The sequence below is a fragment of the Algoriphagus yeomjeoni genome, from assembly GCF_003259505.1.
GTDB classification, from domain to species: domain Bacteria; phylum Bacteroidota; class Bacteroidia; order Cytophagales; family Cyclobacteriaceae; genus Algoriphagus; species Algoriphagus yeomjeoni.
In genome coordinates, this window is the sequence record NZ_QLLK01000004.1 from 401,730 (window position 1) to 417,682 (window position 15,953).

Genomic DNA, 15,953 nt, shown 5'->3' on the forward strand with positions numbered 1-15,953 from the left:
CTTAAGTATTTAAAATTTTCGCGGGGCAACCGGCAACAATAACATTTGATGGGAAATTTTTTGTAACAACACTATTAGCACCAATTACAACATTATCGCCTATTTTAATACCCTGATTTATAAACACATTTGCTCCAATCCAACAATTATCCCCAATTACAATATTGCCATTATTGAATCCAACAATTTCTTTATTATTAACAATATCAAGAGGATTTCTATTTGAAGTATAAATTCTTACATTGTGGCTAATACTACAATTATTTCCAATAGTAACCTTTTGGCCTTCAACTGATGCAATTGCAGAACGATTTCCTATATAGCTATTTTTTCCAATAGAGATCTTGCCTTCGCCATAAAACTCAATATCTACACCATTAAATTTGAATGTCTTATCTATATCATACTTATCAAAATATGTTTGATAACGTAACCAGAAAAATGTTAAACGTAAAATATTAAAGAAAACATAAGTTTTGTGAGTAAGAAATTCTATCATGTATTAATTTTTCTAAAATTCATAATCTGAACTATTCTCAATTTTGAGAAAATTATAATAAGTATTAATTTAACAAATTCTTGAATAATTATCGCTATACCTATTCCCTCAATAGAAAATTCAGGGACTAAAAGATGGATTAAAATAAGAAAAATTCCTAATGAGAATAATTCAATCTTAGTGTAAAGAAATGTATTGTTATTGAAAAAAATATAAATCATAGGGAAGTAGTATAAAATTCTAAAAAAATAAGAGAAAAGAAAAATTCTCATCAGGGACAAAGATTCTAGGTATTCATGAGTAGTAAATAAAAGGATAATACTTTTTGCAAAAATTACAGTAATTAAGATAGCCACCAAAAGTCCAATAATTATAAAATTATTTTGATAGGTTATACTACTTATATTATTTTCCCTAAGTTTATTATATATGAATGGTTGATAAGTAAGAATAAGTGATTGAAACAAAAAATCAGGAATTAATAAACCTAAATTTCTACCAATATGATAAATACCTAATTCTCTCAAAGAAACATTCTGAGAAAGGTAACTAAAAGTATATATCATAACTAATGAAAAAATAATAGAAGAGATAGCCAAAGGATATCCAAAACGAATAGCTTCAACCCAATATTTAATTTTAAATTTTGAAAAAGAGCGTATAAAAATATAACAAAAAATTAAAAGATATGGAATAAAACCTCCTAGTAATTTACCTAAAGCTCCTAATTCATATTTAGTAATAAAAATAAGGGATAAAGTAATACTTAAAAGAACGTATACCACAGTAACTAGAATAAATTTTCTTGATAAATTAAGAACTCTTAAATAACTTTGAAAAAGTGCATAGGAAGTTGAAAATGAAGCTGTTAAAATTGCGATTGTAAGATATGGAAAAAAAGCTACATTATCAAAAAGGGAAATACCAAAAATAAAATTGAGAAATAAAAAAAAAACAAAGAGAATAAGGGACCAAGATAAAGAAAATAAAATTACACTAAATAGATACTGTCTTTTTTCATTTTCACTATATTCTGCATATTGTTTTAGAACTGCCTGCTGAGTACCAAGCCTAAAAATTGCTGTTGAAAAATCTTGAACTGAATTACTCGCACTTAAAACACCATAATCAGATTGGGTAAGCAAACGAGTAAATATAGGTAACGTAATAGCATTTATCCCTTGAACGATAAAAGTGCCACTGGCGAAAAGTAAAGAATTTTTGTATCTCTGAAATATTGTTAGGAGTTGATTTTTAATCATTTAAAATTTGTTTAATAATTAACAATCCTTCAGGAAAGTTGTATTGCTTTGAAAACCAAAAGTATTGTTCATCATTTATTTCATGCCAGAGAGAATTCGACCTATTAAGTTTGTCAATAATTTCAAAATCCGTTTTTTTAGATATCGGAATTACAGGACTAGAGGAAAACTCACTGTCTAGATTTACAAATAAACTGTATTCTTTACGAAAGGATAATACCGGAACCCTATGTAAAAAACAATCATAGAATAAAGTCGTATCAAAACCTAGAGCAACACTTATTGACTCCCACGGAATATCATCCTCAATTACTTTAAATCTAGAATTTTCAAGAATTATTTTTTCAGTAAATATCCTTTCTTTATTAATCAGACCAGGATGAAATTTGTAGTAAACATTCAATTTTGAATGTTTTGAAAACTCTATAAAATGAGAAATTGCTTTTCTCCTAATCGCAATACTTTCAAAGTTTATATTTGTACAAGTATCCAAAAATAAAACACCTTTAGTATTAACTTTCTTATTTATTTCTTTAGGCTCTGCAATTATGCCACCCTTTATCAAATTAACTGAATCTAAGATGTAATGTTGATAAATTTTATATTCTAGATCGGTCTTAAAAAATAAATTATCAGTTTTTATGAATTGGTGCTCTTTTGAAAATGTGGTAGTTGTAGGTCGTATGGCATACGTATTTTTAAAATATGTCTTATAAAAATTTTGAATAATCTGATGATAACCTTCTACAGGATGGAAAGAAAAATAGTTATTAAATTTAACCTCATTAAACAATAATTTTGCTGTTAAGTCTCTACGAGTTAATGAGAGGATATTCCAATAATTTATTTTAAAACTATTTAATTGAGAGGATTTATAGCTAGATAAATAAATATTGATTAATCTGAACAATAGTGTAAAAACATAATTTTTTGACTTAAATAGTTTAAAGTCATCAACGGTAAAAACATCATTATCATATGATTCTTCACTTAACACCAAATAAGAAAATGAAACATTATTTGTAATAGCATCTACAAATCTTCTATATTTAAGATTTGGAGCAAACAAAAGAACATCATAATTTTTATTGATCGACAGTTTTTTCTTTCTTAAGAAGAAAAGTTTAATTAGTAAATAAAAAGTTCCTGAAATTATATAAAACCAAGATTTACTTCTTTTTCTTTCAGACACATGATCAGATAAACTTATTAAAGGAAATATGACATTTATAACTTGTTCTATTCCTTTTATTTTAAAATATTGATTTAAATTAAAATTAATCAAATTGCTCAAAATTTAATAAATAATATTTTTTTCCTCCAATGATGACCCTCTTTCTAAATTATTTTTAACAGTTTTTTCCATAATCTCATGATAAAATTTCGGATGCATCCCAAATCCTGGTCTTATACTTCTTACATTCCTTTCTGTAATCATTTCACCTGCCTTTATATCTTCAACTACATATAGTGATCTGCTAAAATCTTTTCCTTTTTTCTGTTTCTCAGTCAAAGAATAGTCAACAATACCAATTGCTTTTTCAGCCTCTCTCACTGATTTTACCATTTCTGTAAATTCCCTCTCATCCATAGAGAAAGAAGCATCAGGTCCACCTATGGAATGATCAAGAATGAAATGCTTTTCGATAATCTTTGCTCCAAAGCAGGTAGCCACGGTAGGAACTGTGCTTCCCATCGTATGATCTGATAGGCCTGTAATCACTCCATATCTTTCCGCCATGTCTTTTACCATAATCATATTAGCCTCTTCAATCGGAGCAGGATAGCTCGAAGTGCATTTCAAAAGTGCTATATTGTTGTTACCCATCCTTCGGCACGCATCCAAAGCCAGCTCTATGTCTTCCATTTCAGCAATTCCTGTAGAAATGATAACAGGCTTGCCTTTAGAAGCTACATATTCGATTAAAGGAATATCCGTAATTTCAAAAGAAGCTATTTTATAAGCAGGCGTATTTAGATTCTCTAAAAAATCAACTGCAGTTTTATCGAAAGGAGAAGAAAAGCAAATGAGTCCTTCTTCTTTTGCACAATAATATAAAGCTTTGTGCCATTCCCAAGGAGTGTATGCACTTTGATAGAGTTCATAATAGGTTTTCCCATCCCAAATACTTCCCGACTTTATAATAAAATCCTCTTTATCACAATTGATTGTCAAAGTATCCGCAGTATAGGTCTGCAATTTAATGGCATCTGCCCCTGCTCGTTTTGCCGCTTGAATTGTTTCTAAGGCTGTCTCTAGACTGCCGTTATGATTTGCAGAAAGCTCAGCAATAATAAATACACTACTTGTTTTTGATATATCAAATTGTCCTATTTTCATTTCATTCAAATATGAAGTTGATTTTTATTTTCTCTAATCCTTCTCTTACTTTAACTAATTTTAGTACGCCATTTGGAGTTTTTACTCTAGCAGGATATTGGGTTAATACCAATCCGTTAGGTTGATCCTGATGGAAGGAATAGTCGTCAAAAACCACCTCATCTATAATAATTTTTTCTCCGCATATAAAACTGAAAGCACCAGGATAAGGATATGCTTGGGCTCTTACCCAATTATAAATACGTTCCTTTTGCCAATTCCAATTGATTAGACCATCATCAGGGGTGCGTTTACCAAAATAGCTTGCATTAGATTCATCCTGTTTAAGCCCAATAACATTTCCATTTTTAAATTGCTCGATCACTTTATCTACAAGCTCAGGGTAAGCTTTTTTGTACTTATTTAGTATGTCAGCTCCTGTATCTAGGGTGTTTATATGAATTAAAACTTGCTCAATTATATCTCCTTCATCACAACCTTCAGCAATATAATGAGCAGTCACCCCAGTTTTTGTTTCATTGTTAATGATGGCCCAAACATGTGGTGTTCTTCCACGATACTTTGGTAGAAGAGATCCGTGAAAATTAACAGCTCCGCTGTTAGGCCAATTAATTAAATCTGATTCAATAATAAAAAGGTAATTTACAGAGAGCAGTAAGTCAATAGGATACCTTGCAATAAACTCCTTTGCAACGCCTTTTCTTGGATTACCTGTAAATACAGGTATATTTTCTTTATTTGCAAAATCAATGATTTCATTTGAGGAACGATCCGTCAACAACGCAACGATATGATTGCTTTTAAAACAATGTAGAAGCATTTCAAACCCAAGTCCGCCACTAACCATTAGCCCTATTCTCATGTTAGTTTGCAAATTTTGCGTGAATCACTACATCTAAATACTTACCATTGAAGAGACAATGTTCCTTTAACCTTGCATCTAAAAAGTAATTTTTCTTTTCTAGCATAGTGTACATATGAGGACGTAAGTCGAAAGCATAAACAAATAGCTTATGAAATCCTAGTTCATAAAAAGCTATTTTTTCAAGTAGGTTTAAGTAAGCTGACCAATTCGTTTCAAAAAACTGATCTTCCAATTCAGTATCCATAATAAACGAAATTTCAGCATTCTTATCCAACCAATTGATATGCACTAATCCTCCATAACCTATACATTCTCCATTTTTTAAGAAACTAAATAAAATTTGGTTGGGCTGTTCTTGATCAAAAATTTTTGCGACAACATTATCAAAATACCAATCTTGTTTTTCTTTAGTAAGTGGTTCAGATTGGCGCAAATGGTATAGCTGTTCATTTCGCCATTTCATTATGTCATAGCGATCTTCCATCCTAATCGGTACTATAGAATAACCCTCAAATTCGAAATTTTGCTTTTTAAGGACTTTATAGGAGCTCATATTTTAATTCGGCTAATTTCCAATCTGTCATATTATCAATATCCTGGACTTCAGTAGCTTCTAAAACGATGCAGGATGAATTATCATCAAACAGTTTATGATTTGTCAAGAATTTTTCAACATCGATCCAATACCATTGACCTGCATCATGATAAACCTCTTCCAAATCCTGAGATCGTTTATTCAAGTTTTCAGGCCAAAGCATTGCGAAACCCTGACTTGAACTTTTCTTAAGTCCTCTCCAAATCGGATAAGAAAAAGCAACAACCGGAAAAACAGTAGATAGATGGTGGTCTTTTAATTTCTTAAATCCCTCAATTAACTTTGCCTTTTTTATCAAAGGTGCCGTAGGATAAATACAACAAGCATACTGGTAGATTTTCCCAATAATCTCATATTGACCAATCACCTCCAACAGTACTTGTGAGGTAGTAGCGAAATCATCAGCATTTTCCTTTGATCGTAAAAATGGAACATTTGCACCATATTTCTTTGCTACCTGAGCAATTTCTTCATCATCCGTAGAAACCATTACTTCATCAAATATCCCGGAATTTAAAGCAGCTTCAATTGAATAGGCTATAATAGGTTTGCCCAAAAAGTCTTTAATGTTCTTTCTAGGAATTCTTTTACTACCACCTCTAGCTGGGATGATGCAAAGGTTACCCATTATAATATTCAGTAATTTTATTAATAATGAACTCTTGCTCTTCCTCTGTCAAAGTTGGAAACATTGGCAAACTGATACAATTCTTATAATAACTTTCTGCTTTAGGCATATCTCCTTCTTTCCATCCAAAACTCTTATAATATGGCATAAGATGGGTGGGGATATAATGGATCTGCGCAAATATCTTGTTCTCCCTTAAATAATTGTATAAACCTAATCTGTCTTCCACTTCTATTACATACAAATGATAGGCATGACCATCAATAATACCTGATTGATTTTTGATATAACTTTTTCCCTTAAATGCATTAAAGTATTTCTCTGCAATCTCTCTTCTTCTTGCCAATCCATCATCTGCTCTTTGAAGCTGACTCAAACCCAAAGCTGCCTGAAAATCTGTCAACCGATAATTGTACCCCAATTCCTGCATCTCCATGTACCAAGCAGGATAAGAAGTTTCACCACCTGCAAATTCCACTGGATTTTCATAAGATGCTTCATCTTTGGTAATGCCGTGTGTACGTAGCATCAACAGCTTTTTGTAAAGTTCTTGATCGTTGGTGGTGATCATACCTCCTTCACCGGCGGCAATATGTTTTACAGGATGAAAAGAAAATATGGCTAAATCAGCATAATTCCCATTACCACAATTTTGTTTTTCACCTTTGCTGTTAATAGAATATCCTCCAGGTGAATGGCAGGAATCTTCAATGATCCAAAGTCCATATTCTGCAGCCAAATTTCTAAAAGCTTCTAAATCCACAGCCCTTCCTGCAAAATCTACAGGAATGATCCCTTTGAAAGTACCTTTAGGAGATGCCTTTAACAATTCCCTGACCTTATTGATATCTAATAAATAAGTATCAGGATCTATATCTGCAAAAACAACTTCACCTCCACAATAGCGAATACAATTGGCAGATGCGGCAAAAGTAATAGGAGTAGTGATCACCTTATCACTGGGCTGAACATTAAGAGCTAAACAATTTAAATGAAGTGCTGCAGTGCCGTTGGCAACAGCCACAGCATATTTTGCTCCGACATAGCTCGCAAAAGCCTCCTCAAATTCCTTGATTTTAGGTCCTTGTGTTAGAAAATCTGATTGTAGTGTTTCCACCACCGCTTTAATATCGGCATCAGTGATATGCTGCTTGCCGTAAGGGATTATTTTATCGCTCATATTGAAAATGTGGGATCAACATGTTCCTTAACTAGTGAACGTAAACTTTCTACAGTTTCCCATTCAGAATTTTCTCCAGAGTTATATTTAAAGCCATTCGGGACTTTCTGAGCATTAAACTCCTTAATGAATTCCGTCAAATTCCACCTAGGTGTTGTTGGTAATATGGCATAATAAGTACCTAAATCATACGTATAAAATGAATCTGAAGGAGTTATCATTTCTTCGTGAACTTTCTCACCAGGTCTAATACCAACTACTTTCTTTTCGCATTCCGGTCCTAATGCTTCTGCAACATCCATGATTCTATAGGAAGGGATTTTAGGAACAAATAGCTCTCCACCCCAAGCATGTTCTAAGGCATGCATCACCATATCCACACCGCCTTGTAAGGATATATTGAATCTTGTCATTTCAGGATCTGTGATTGGAAGGACTCCTTCCTTTTTCTTATTGAGAAAAAAAGGAATGACTGATCCATTGGAGCCCATTACATTACCATAGCGGACTACAGAAAATTTGATTGGGTTCCAGCCTTTTATGTTGTTGGCAGCTATAAAAAGCTTATCGGAAGTGAGTTTTGTGGCACCATACAAATTAATCGGAGCGCAAGCTTTATCAGTAGAAAGTGCCACAACTCGTTCTACACCAGTTTCAAGGGATGCATGAACTACATTTTGTGCCCCTCCTACATTCGTTTTGATACATTCATCTGGATTGTATTCTGCTAAATGCACATGTTTCATTGCAGCTGCATGAATCACATAATTCACATCTTTGAATGCCCTCATCAACCTCTCTTTATCACGAACATCACCTATGAAAAACCTAATTTGAGGATAAACTTCAGTGGGAAATTCCTGGGCCATTTGAAATTGCTTTTGTTCATCCCTTGAAAAAATGATCAGCTTTTTGACTTCTGGATGATTTGTAAGGATATGCTTAGTAAGTGCTTTACCCAAAGACCCAGTACCTCCGGTAATTAAAATTGATTTTCCTTTTAACATGATTTATTTTTTGAATCGATTATTCTTTATTAAAACCAGCTCATCATCCTCCAGCGAGAAATAAATCACCAGACAGTCGCAATTGATTTTGAGTTAAAGGATAAAAGTTTTAGAGTTATAGAATAAGAGTTGAAAGTTATTATTTAAAACAGAGTTTTACTCCCCCTGCCTAAACACCTCATGTCCTCCTTCCACCAAATGCATATCCTTCTGCACTAATTTGATATCGGAAATCATCATATCCTCCACTAGTCCGGCTAAATCGTATTCCGGCTCCCAGCCTAGTTGGGTTTTGGATTTGGTGGGGTCGCCGAGGAGAAGGTCTACTTCTGTTGGGCGGAAGTAGGTGGGATCAATGCGGACAAGTATAGAATTAAGTGTTAAGGTGTTAAGCGTTAAGCGTTCATCGTTAACCTTGGATTCGTTTAACGGTTTAACGTTTAACGCATTAACATTTACTGTCTGTCCAGTTGCTTCAAAATATTTCTGTTCATCTATTGAATCCAAAATCCCAACTTCCTCTACTCCCTTTCCTTCCCAGCGGATAGTAAAGCCTACATGTGCAAAGGACATTTGTACAAAATCACGCACCTTGGTAGTCACTCCGGTGGCAATAACAAAATCTTCCGGTTTCTCCTGTTGAAGGATCAACCACATGGCTCTTACATAGTCTTTTGCATGTCCCCAGTCGCGCAAGGCTTCCAGGTTACCCAAGTATAGGCAGTCCTGCATGCCAAGAGCAATAGCAGCAGCAGCCATAGTGATTTTACGGGTTACGAAAGTCTCTCCTCTTCTTGGAGACTCGTGGTTGAACAAGATCCCGTTACAAGCAAACATATTATAGGCTTCACGGTAGTTCTTCGTAATCCAAAAACCGTAGATCTTTGCCGCTCCATAGGGAGAGCGTGGGTAAAAGGGAGAACTTTCATCGTAGAATCCTTCCGCATTCTTATTCTCAGGCATACCGCCGTACAGCTCAGAAGTAGATGCCTGGTATATTCTGCACTTTTTCTCCAAGCCTAAAATTCGTACTGCCTCAAGAATTCTCAGTGTGCCCATTGCATCCACATTGGCTACATATTCAGGAGATTCAAATGAAACCTTCACATGAGACATAGCACCCAAATTATAAATCTCATCGGGTTGAACTTCCTGAATGATACGGATAATGTTCATGGAATCTGTGAGGTCCCCGTAGTGCAACTTAAAGTTCACTGATTGCTCATGCTGATCCTGATACAGGTGATCTATTCTTTGCGTATTGAAGGAAGAAGCACGTCTTTTGATTCCATGGACCATATAGCCCTGCTCCAATAAAAGTTCTGCCAAGTAAGAACCATCCTGTCCGGTGACGCCGGTGATTAATGCAGTTTTCATGTTTGTACTATTTTTAACCATAGAGATCGCTGAGTCCCGATAGCTATCGGGAAAGCAGAGATACACTGAGGATTGACATGTTAATCGTTAAAAGGTTGAATAAATCCAATGTTAATAGGAACGCTTAAGTACTTTCATTCTCATGAAATTCCTAACCTGTACATATTGCTTAGGTGCTAGTAATTTTAAATAGGTATCAAATACCGTCTTAAATCCTGTCAAGACACCATAATGCCTAAATTTGAAATAACTATATTCTAAAAACGCTTGCCCTTTGACATGATGCAGCATTTTCCACCTAGTCCTAAAGTCATACTCCTGATTGCCCCAATATGGAAGAAGGTTTGTTTCACATTCAGCTAGATACTCCGAGCTTGTATAGCATTTAAAACCAGCTTCGATAGCCCTTAAACCATAATCAAAATCACCTAAGTAGTGAGTAAATTTAGTCGAAAGAGACCCAATTTTATTCACTATGATGTTAGGAATGAGGACAAAATTCCCACTTATCAGGATAACTTCTTGAACTTCCCCATTAGGCTCAATTGAGGAAAATCCATTCCAGCCTCCATAGGAAAATTCATTTGTACCAGGAATTCTGCAAGCAGCAGTAATTATTCCAGGCTCCTTCAGCTCTTTATACGAATTGAATATTTTAAGTAAAGCATTAGGAAGTAAAAAAGTATCATCATTCAACCAAAAGTAGAAATCAAATACATCAGTTTCTATTGCTTTTTCCCATGCTAGCTTCATCCCCCCATTCCAGTATAGGTCTCCAGTTCCTTTAATAACTGTCACCTCTGGAAAATTTGAATGGATCATTTCAGAAGTTCCATCTGTAGATCCATCATCGCAAACAAAAACTTGCAAGTTAGAACTTGGAGGAAGCTCTTGAGCATATAGATTTTCAAGACATTTTCTGGTCTTTTCTCTTCTATTATGGCAAGTAATAAGAACTGCTAGTTTCAAAATTATTTCTCTTAATGGATAATGATTTAGAAAATTTGTGTGTGTATATCGATTTTGGGTGGATTTAGGTCAATGCTCAAAGCTCGAAGCTCAAAGCTCAAAGCTCGAAGCTCGAAGCTAAAGGCTCAAAGCTCAGATTGCATCAATACCTTCACCTTCGACCATCCACCTACCACCTTCAACCTTTCCACTTCAAACTATATTTTCACTTCTTTAAAACTCTCCTGATTCTCTAAAAACCATTGATAAGTTCGTTGAATCCCTTCTACCAAGCCTACTTTAGCTTTCCAACCAGCTTGTTCCATTTTGGATACATCCATTAGTTTCCTGGGCGTTCCATCAGGTTTGCTGGAATCCCAGACTATTTCTCCAGTATGACCAACTGTTTTTTGAATCAATTCCGCCAGTTCTTTTATGGTCAGGTCAATTCCAGTTCCGACATTATAAAGGTTATCCTGGAATTTATTCTCAAGCGCAAAAACAACTGCATCCGCCAAATCCTCAACAAATAAGAATTCCCTCATAGGAGTACCTGACCCCCACAATGTTACTGGTAAATCCTCACTAAAATCGTTTTTTTTATCGCCAACAACTGACAACTGATCACTGACAACTGGTAACTGTTTAGCTTCATGAAACTTACGGATCATAGCTGGAAGTACATGGGAGGAAGTTAGATCAAAATTATCGTGAGGACCATACAAGTTTGTTGGCATCAGGGAAATATAATCTTTACCGAATTGCTTTCTGATTGCCTCACAGGCCTTTACTCCTGTAATCTTGGCAATAGCATACCATTCATTGGTAGTCTCCAATGGGCCAGTTAGTAGATACTCTTCCTTTAATGGCTGAGGGGCCATTTTAGGGTAGATGCAAGATGATCCTAGAAAAATAAATTTTTGCACATCAGCTTTCAAGGAATAATCAATCAGGTTATTCTGAATCTGCATATTCTCCATCAGAAACTGATACGGATAATTGTTGTTGGCCAATATACCTCCTACCCTGGCTGCTGCGTCTATAACTACATCAGGCTTCTCAGTGAAAAAGAAATCAGCAACAGCCTCTTGAGATCTTAAATCAAGTTCGGCAGAAGTTTTACCGATCAGATTACTATATCCTTTGGCTTCCAATGCTCTCCAGATAGCGGAGCCAACCATTCCGCGATGACCGGCGATGTATATTTTGGTGTTACTATTCATTGTAATTGCCACAAAGATTCACAGAGTTAATAAAGATTAAGGGTTAAAAGTTAAATGTTAAACGTTAAATGTTAAGAGTTAAAACGTTAAGCAATAATTCAGCGTCTGATTAACTTTGAACATATCCAAGGCCATCATTTGTACCCCTTTCCTCCACTGTTTTTGAGGGTCTGGATTAATCCCTGTATTTTAAATTTCAAAGTTTCTGTCAACCCTAAAATTTCTTTTTGTTCTACATCACTAATGAAATTTGCATCCAACGCTCTAAATGATTGAGACCTTACTTCCCCATTAGAGCCTTTAGCGATGTATAGAAAATTGATAAACTCTTTATTACCGTCTCTTTCAAAACCTTCTGCAATATTGTCCATCACTGATCCAGCTGCAGAATTGATCTGTCCACAAAACCTGAAATCTCTTGAAAATTGTTCCTTTCTTGATAAAAGTCGAACCTTATGACAAAGCTCACGTGCCAATTTCCATATTTCTAAATCCTCAAAAGATGTGATACTAGCCAATGTTCTTTAAAAGGGTTAATTTGTTAATCGTCAAGCAGTTAAAATCGTTAATTGTTGATTCTTATCTCTGGTGAACGGTTAACTTTTAACATATTAACAGTTAACCTCATGAAACCAACTCCGGCTTCTCCTTCTCCAGCCGCTCAAAAACCTTCTTCACATCCTGTGCATTGTCCTTCTTAAGCACTAAAATGGCATCTGCTGTTTGGATTAGCAAAGTGTTTTTTAATCCTAAAAACTCTGTATGTAGGTTTGTGCCAATCACCATATTTCCTTTAGAGTCTACCTGATGACCTTGCTTTTTGAAATGATCGTAGATGGATTCAAAGGAACCCATATCTGACCAAGCAAATTCAGAGGGAACAACCTTGATTTTCTTGGTATTCTCCATCACCGCATAATCCACTGATATGGATGGGATTTTCATGGAAAGTTCAAAATCAAGTTTACCTTCCAGTGCTCCTTCAAATGCTATTTTTGAAGCTGAATAAACCTCTGGCTCAAAAGCCTTTAATTCATCCAGATAAACTCCTGCTTGAAAGCAGAACATTCCCGAATTCCAATAAAAGTTTCCACTTTTCAAAAAGTCTTCTGCAGTCTCCAAATTAGGTTTTTCCCTAAACCCTTTCACCTCTTCCCCAGCTGCCTCTATATATCCAAAGCCAGTTTCCGGTCTACTTGGCTTCAGTCCAAAAGTTACTATATAACCTTCCTTTGCAAGTTGAATTGCTCTTTTCACCGCTTTTTGATATTCCGCTCCTGACTTAATCAAGTGATCTGAAGGAGTCACAAACAAAATATCCTCAGGTTGGGCGGCAAAGGCAGCAAATGCTATAGCTGCCGCTGTATTTCTAGGACAAGCCTCGATTATTTCTCTATACTCACTTACCCCGGCTGCATTCAGGTCCTTCCTCGATAGTTTGTAATTATCACAATTACCCACGATCATTACTTTGTCACAAAGTTCAGCGTTTCTGCTAACAGTCTTTTGAAAAAGAGTTTCTCCCTCAAAAATAGGTAAGTACTGTTTAGGCTGTGATTTACGGCTGAGTGGCCAAAGTCTGGAACCTACTCCACCGGAAAGCACTACATTAAAAATGTTCATTTATTGATTTTCAAGTTTTGAATTTTTCATTCTTAAAAACAGAGGTAAACAGCTTAAACAATTTCTCACAGCTTCGCCCTTTCAGTCCCAATTTTGGATAATATCAGAGTCAAAAAACTCCAAATTATATCCCAGAAAAAGGGTCTTAGCTTATGAATTACTGGTAATCAGCTACTGGCAACTCAATTATAGAATTCAAAAAAAAGAGGCTAAAAAAATACCAAAATTAAAATTTAAAGCACTTTTTTACCCATTTCGTCTTGCAAAGATAGGGAACTGAGTAGTTTTTGTACTCATTTTTTATCCTAATTTTCATTGGGATTTTTATATACAGAATACTGTATTTAAAATAGTTGAAATCTCTGTAAGCTATGGTTGGTAAGCAAAGAGCCAACCAAAATATAAGAGCTTGGTTTACTGTATACCTATGCTAAATAGAGTGTAGAGTGAATACCCAGAGTGTAGATAAAAGTGAACCGAGTTGGGGGTTGGCTGTCCGATGTTGGTTGTTGTTGTTTGATCTTTGTTGTTACTAATATCGAATATTGAATGATGATGTTGGAGGCAGTTGGGAGATATCAAAAGTTAGAGCAGACATTTATTTCTTTGGCACTTTTGGTTTCGGCCAAAAGTACCCAAAAACCATCGTCAAAATAATGCTTCTACGCCCAAGGCCTGACGCTGGCCCGCTATTTTGACAGCCCCACTCGCCAGAAATTTGGTCGTTTGGAGGTAAAACAGCTGGGTACTACGGGTCATTTCGACGAGTGAAGGGAGGAGAAATCTCATCATGGTTCCTTTATGGATTTCTCCTCGCATTTAATGCTTTGCATAGCTCAATAGATCAGGATGCTCGTCGAAATGACATTCGAATATAATCGGGACAGGCTCATGAGGAGAGAGCCTGTCCCGATATCACAGCGGAATGGGCTGAAGCCACATTCCAATTAATAGGGTTTCGAATCAAATCCCCTATTCCCTCCCTTTCATTCTATTATTCTAAGAAACTACTGCACTCAGCAAAGGGATTGAAAATAGATGGAACGATCTAGGTATAAGTCTCCTTGTAACTATGGGTGCCGTGATCTATTTGACAGTTCTGTCTATTTCCCCTAACACTTTCCGTGTTGTATATGGCATCAGATTTTAAAAGATTTTTAACCTTAACCTTAATTTAATAATGGCTAAATGTTTCGCATTAATAGGCTGGAGTTTACCTGTAATAGAAAGTATGCAGAAGACCGGAAGACCTTTTGTAGTAGTTTCCTTTGCAGATTTTGAACCCTACGCTGCTGAAAATAATATTCCTTTTGTCTCCTATCCTTTGGACGAGTGGAGTGATACCTCAAATTCAATCGACCTTTTTGAAAAGCTAAAAGCTTTCGACGTGGATGTGGCTGTGCCCCTTTACGAAGAGACTGTAGAATGGGCTGGAGCGCTTAATTCTATTTATCGTGGAGATCCACGTGTACTTAACAGAGCTTTCTTATTTAGAAATAAAGCCATGATGAAGCGAAAAGCACTTATAGGTGGTTTACGCGTCGGGCTTTTTGAGGAAGTTTTTAATAAGGAAGGGGTGAAAGCCTTTATGAAGAGGCTTAATCAGGCCAATCTCCAAGTAGATGGAGAGGAAGATAGTTGGGTACATATCAAACCTTTTGCCTCTGCAGGAACTGTTGGACATAGACTTTTACGCTCTTTAGCAGATGTAGATGAGAAATGTGAAGACTCTGATTTCCCTTGTTTGGCCGAAAGCCACTTGCCTGGGCGTGAGTTTTCTTGCGAAGCATTTGTAAACAAAGGAAAAATCAGGTTCCTCAATATTACTGAATATGTGAAATTGGGTTACTCGAATTTTATTCCCGAAGGAAAATACTTGGAAAGCAAGCGTGACTTGATCCATAAGGAAGTTCAAAAGATGATTGACATCTTTGGAATAGAATATGGCATGGTGCACCCAGAGTGGTTCTTGACAGAAAAAGATGAGCTAAACTTTGGAGAAACTGCCTGCAGAATTCCTGGAGGTCATATTTTGGAGCTTTGTTCCAAATCCTATGAATTTGACGCTTTAGCAGCCTTTGTGATCTCTCATGATCCAAATATTACGGAAGAAGAGCTTGATGAAATCTTCCCTGCAAAGGACTTCAAGCCTAAAAACTACCATGGCAATGTGATGATCTATCCTCACAAGCGTCAATTCTCCAAACTTGAAATTCCTGAGTCTCTAAATAACGAGCCATACTTTGTGGAGCACTCCCTTATAGCACCATACGAAGGGCAGAAGCTAAGCGCAGATCGGGATGGATTTGGCAATCACTTTGGTACAATTAATTTCAAAGGTGAAGACCCAGATCGTATGACTGAGTTGCTGAAGCATTACGAGAAGGAAGAATTTTACGTGTAAA

15 protein-coding genes are annotated in these 15,953 nt (G+C 35.6%); 1 reads left to right on the forward strand and 14 read right to left on the reverse strand.

Features of this window, described 5'->3' with window-relative positions; all coding sequences use genetic code 11:
* Position 1: 1 nt before the first annotated feature.
* The 14 genes from LV83_RS09115 to LV83_RS09180 form a co-directional block, all read right to left on the reverse strand.
* On the reverse strand, positions 2–499 hold the full coding sequence (locus LV83_RS09115) for an acyltransferase (RefSeq protein WP_111611235.1): 498 nt from the start codon (positions 497–499) through the stop codon (positions 2–4).
* Positions 496–1,761, reverse strand: coding sequence for a lipopolysaccharide biosynthesis protein (locus LV83_RS09120; RefSeq protein ID WP_111611236.1), 1,266 nt, complete (start codon positions 1,759–1,761; stop codon positions 496–498). The genes LV83_RS09115 and LV83_RS09120 overlap by 4 nt, the downstream gene beginning before the upstream one ends.
* Complete coding sequence (locus tag LV83_RS09125) at positions 1,754–3,055, reverse strand: hypothetical protein (RefSeq protein WP_211320470.1); 1,302 nt, start codon at positions 3,053–3,055, stop codon at positions 1,754–1,756. Before LV83_RS09125 ends, LV83_RS09120 begins: the two co-directional genes overlap by 8 nt.
* Before the next feature lie 3 nt (positions 3,056–3,058).
* On the reverse strand, positions 3,059–4,102 hold the full coding sequence (gene pseI, locus LV83_RS09130; RefSeq protein WP_111611238.1) for a pseudaminic acid synthase: 1,044 nt from the start codon (positions 4,100–4,102) through the stop codon (positions 3,059–3,061).
* Between the two features lies 1 nt (position 4,103).
* Positions 4,104–4,964 carry a methionyl-tRNA formyltransferase gene (locus LV83_RS09135; RefSeq protein ID WP_111611239.1) on the reverse strand — a complete coding sequence of 287 codons (861 nt, stop codon included), beginning with the start codon at positions 4,962–4,964 and terminating at the stop codon, positions 4,104–4,106.
* A 1-nt stretch (position 4,965) separates the two neighbouring features.
* Positions 4,966–5,520: a GNAT family N-acetyltransferase gene (locus tag LV83_RS09140; RefSeq protein ID WP_111611240.1), complete on the reverse strand. Its 555-nt coding sequence runs from the start codon at positions 5,518–5,520 to the stop codon at positions 4,966–4,968.
* Positions 5,507–6,190 carry a pseudaminic acid cytidylyltransferase gene (pseF, locus tag LV83_RS09145; RefSeq protein ID WP_111611241.1) on the reverse strand — a complete coding sequence of 228 codons (684 nt, stop codon included), beginning with the start codon at positions 6,188–6,190 and terminating at the stop codon, positions 5,507–5,509. Before pseF ends, LV83_RS09140 begins: the two co-directional genes overlap by 14 nt.
* Positions 6,183–7,370: a UDP-4-amino-4,6-dideoxy-N-acetyl-beta-L-altrosamine transaminase gene (gene pseC, locus LV83_RS09150; RefSeq protein ID WP_111611242.1), complete on the reverse strand. Its 1,188-nt coding sequence runs from the start codon at positions 7,368–7,370 to the stop codon at positions 6,183–6,185. Before pseC ends, pseF begins: the two co-directional genes overlap by 8 nt.
* On the reverse strand, positions 7,367–8,377 hold the full coding sequence (gene pseB, locus LV83_RS09155; RefSeq protein ID WP_111611243.1) for a UDP-N-acetylglucosamine 4,6-dehydratase (inverting): 1,011 nt from the start codon (positions 8,375–8,377) through the stop codon (positions 7,367–7,369). The genes pseC and pseB overlap by 4 nt, the downstream gene beginning before the upstream one ends.
* Before the next feature lie 156 nt (positions 8,378–8,533).
* A complete protein-coding gene (gene gmd, locus LV83_RS09160; protein WP_111611280.1) occupies positions 8,534–9,754 on the reverse strand; it encodes a GDP-mannose 4,6-dehydratase in 1,221 nt (406 codons plus the stop codon).
* A 111-nt stretch (positions 9,755–9,865) separates the two neighbouring features.
* Positions 9,866–10,723 carry a glycosyltransferase family 2 protein gene (locus LV83_RS09165; RefSeq protein ID WP_158530546.1) on the reverse strand — a complete coding sequence of 286 codons (858 nt, stop codon included), beginning with the start codon at positions 10,721–10,723 and terminating at the stop codon, positions 9,866–9,868.
* A gap of 197 nt (positions 10,724–10,920) precedes the next feature.
* The gene (locus tag LV83_RS09170) at positions 10,921–11,925 is read right to left on the reverse strand and encodes a GDP-L-fucose synthase family protein (protein ID WP_111611245.1); all 1,005 of its coding nucleotides are present in this window, start codon (positions 11,923–11,925) and stop codon (positions 10,921–10,923) included.
* A 134-nt stretch (positions 11,926–12,059) separates the two neighbouring features.
* Complete coding sequence (locus tag LV83_RS09175) at positions 12,060–12,443, reverse strand: four helix bundle protein (protein WP_111611246.1); 384 nt, start codon at positions 12,441–12,443, stop codon at positions 12,060–12,062.
* A gap of 106 nt (positions 12,444–12,549) precedes the next feature.
* A complete protein-coding gene (locus LV83_RS09180) occupies positions 12,550–13,548 on the reverse strand; it encodes a mannose-1-phosphate guanylyltransferase (protein ID WP_111611247.1) in 999 nt (332 codons plus the stop codon).
* Between the two features lie 1,180 nt (positions 13,549–14,728).
* Between LV83_RS09180 and LV83_RS09185 the strand changes: the two genes are divergently transcribed.
* On the forward strand, positions 14,729–15,952 hold the full coding sequence (locus LV83_RS09185) for an ATP-grasp domain-containing protein (protein ID WP_111611248.1): 1,224 nt from the start codon (positions 14,729–14,731) through the stop codon (positions 15,950–15,952).
* The last annotated feature ends 1 nt before the right edge of the window (position 15,953 follow it).

What these genes read in the sequence shown, in the direction of transcription:
- gmd (WP_111611280.1), bottom strand. Translation starts at nt 9,754, where the DNA reads ATGAAAACTGCATTAATCACCGGCGTCACCGGACAGGATGGTTCTTAC.
- LV83_RS09185 (WP_111611248.1), top strand. Translation starts at nt 14,729, where the DNA reads ATGGCTAAATGTTTCGCATTAATAGGCTGGAGTTTACCTGTAATAGAA.
- LV83_RS09135 (WP_111611239.1), bottom strand. Translation starts at nt 4,964, where the DNA reads ATGAGAATAGGGCTAATGGTTAGTGGCGGACTTGGGTTTGAAATGCTT.
- LV83_RS09180 (WP_111611247.1), bottom strand. Translation starts at nt 13,548, where the DNA reads ATGAACATTTTTAATGTAGTGCTTTCCGGTGGAGTAGGTTCCAGACTT.
- LV83_RS09115 (WP_111611235.1), bottom strand. Translation starts at nt 499, where the DNA reads ATGATAGAATTTCTTACTCACAAAACTTATGTTTTCTTTAATATTTTA.
- pseI (WP_111611238.1), bottom strand. Translation starts at nt 4,102, where the DNA reads ATGAAAATAGGACAATTTGATATATCAAAAACAAGTAGTGTATTTATT.
- LV83_RS09120 (WP_111611236.1), bottom strand. Translation starts at nt 1,761, where the DNA reads ATGATTAAAAATCAACTCCTAACAATATTTCAGAGATACAAAAATTCT.
- LV83_RS09140 (WP_111611240.1), bottom strand. Translation starts at nt 5,520, where the DNA reads ATGAGCTCCTATAAAGTCCTTAAAAAGCAAAATTTCGAATTTGAGGGT.
- pseF (WP_111611241.1), bottom strand. Translation starts at nt 6,190, where the DNA reads ATGGGTAACCTTTGCATCATCCCAGCTAGAGGTGGTAGTAAAAGAATT.
- LV83_RS09170 (WP_111611245.1), bottom strand. Translation starts at nt 11,925, where the DNA reads ATGAATAGTAACACCAAAATATACATCGCCGGTCATCGCGGAATGGTT.
- pseC (WP_111611242.1), bottom strand. Translation starts at nt 7,370, where the DNA reads ATGAGCGATAAAATAATCCCTTACGGCAAGCAGCATATCACTGATGCC.
- pseB (WP_111611243.1), bottom strand. Translation starts at nt 8,377, where the DNA reads ATGTTAAAAGGAAAATCAATTTTAATTACCGGAGGTACTGGGTCTTTG.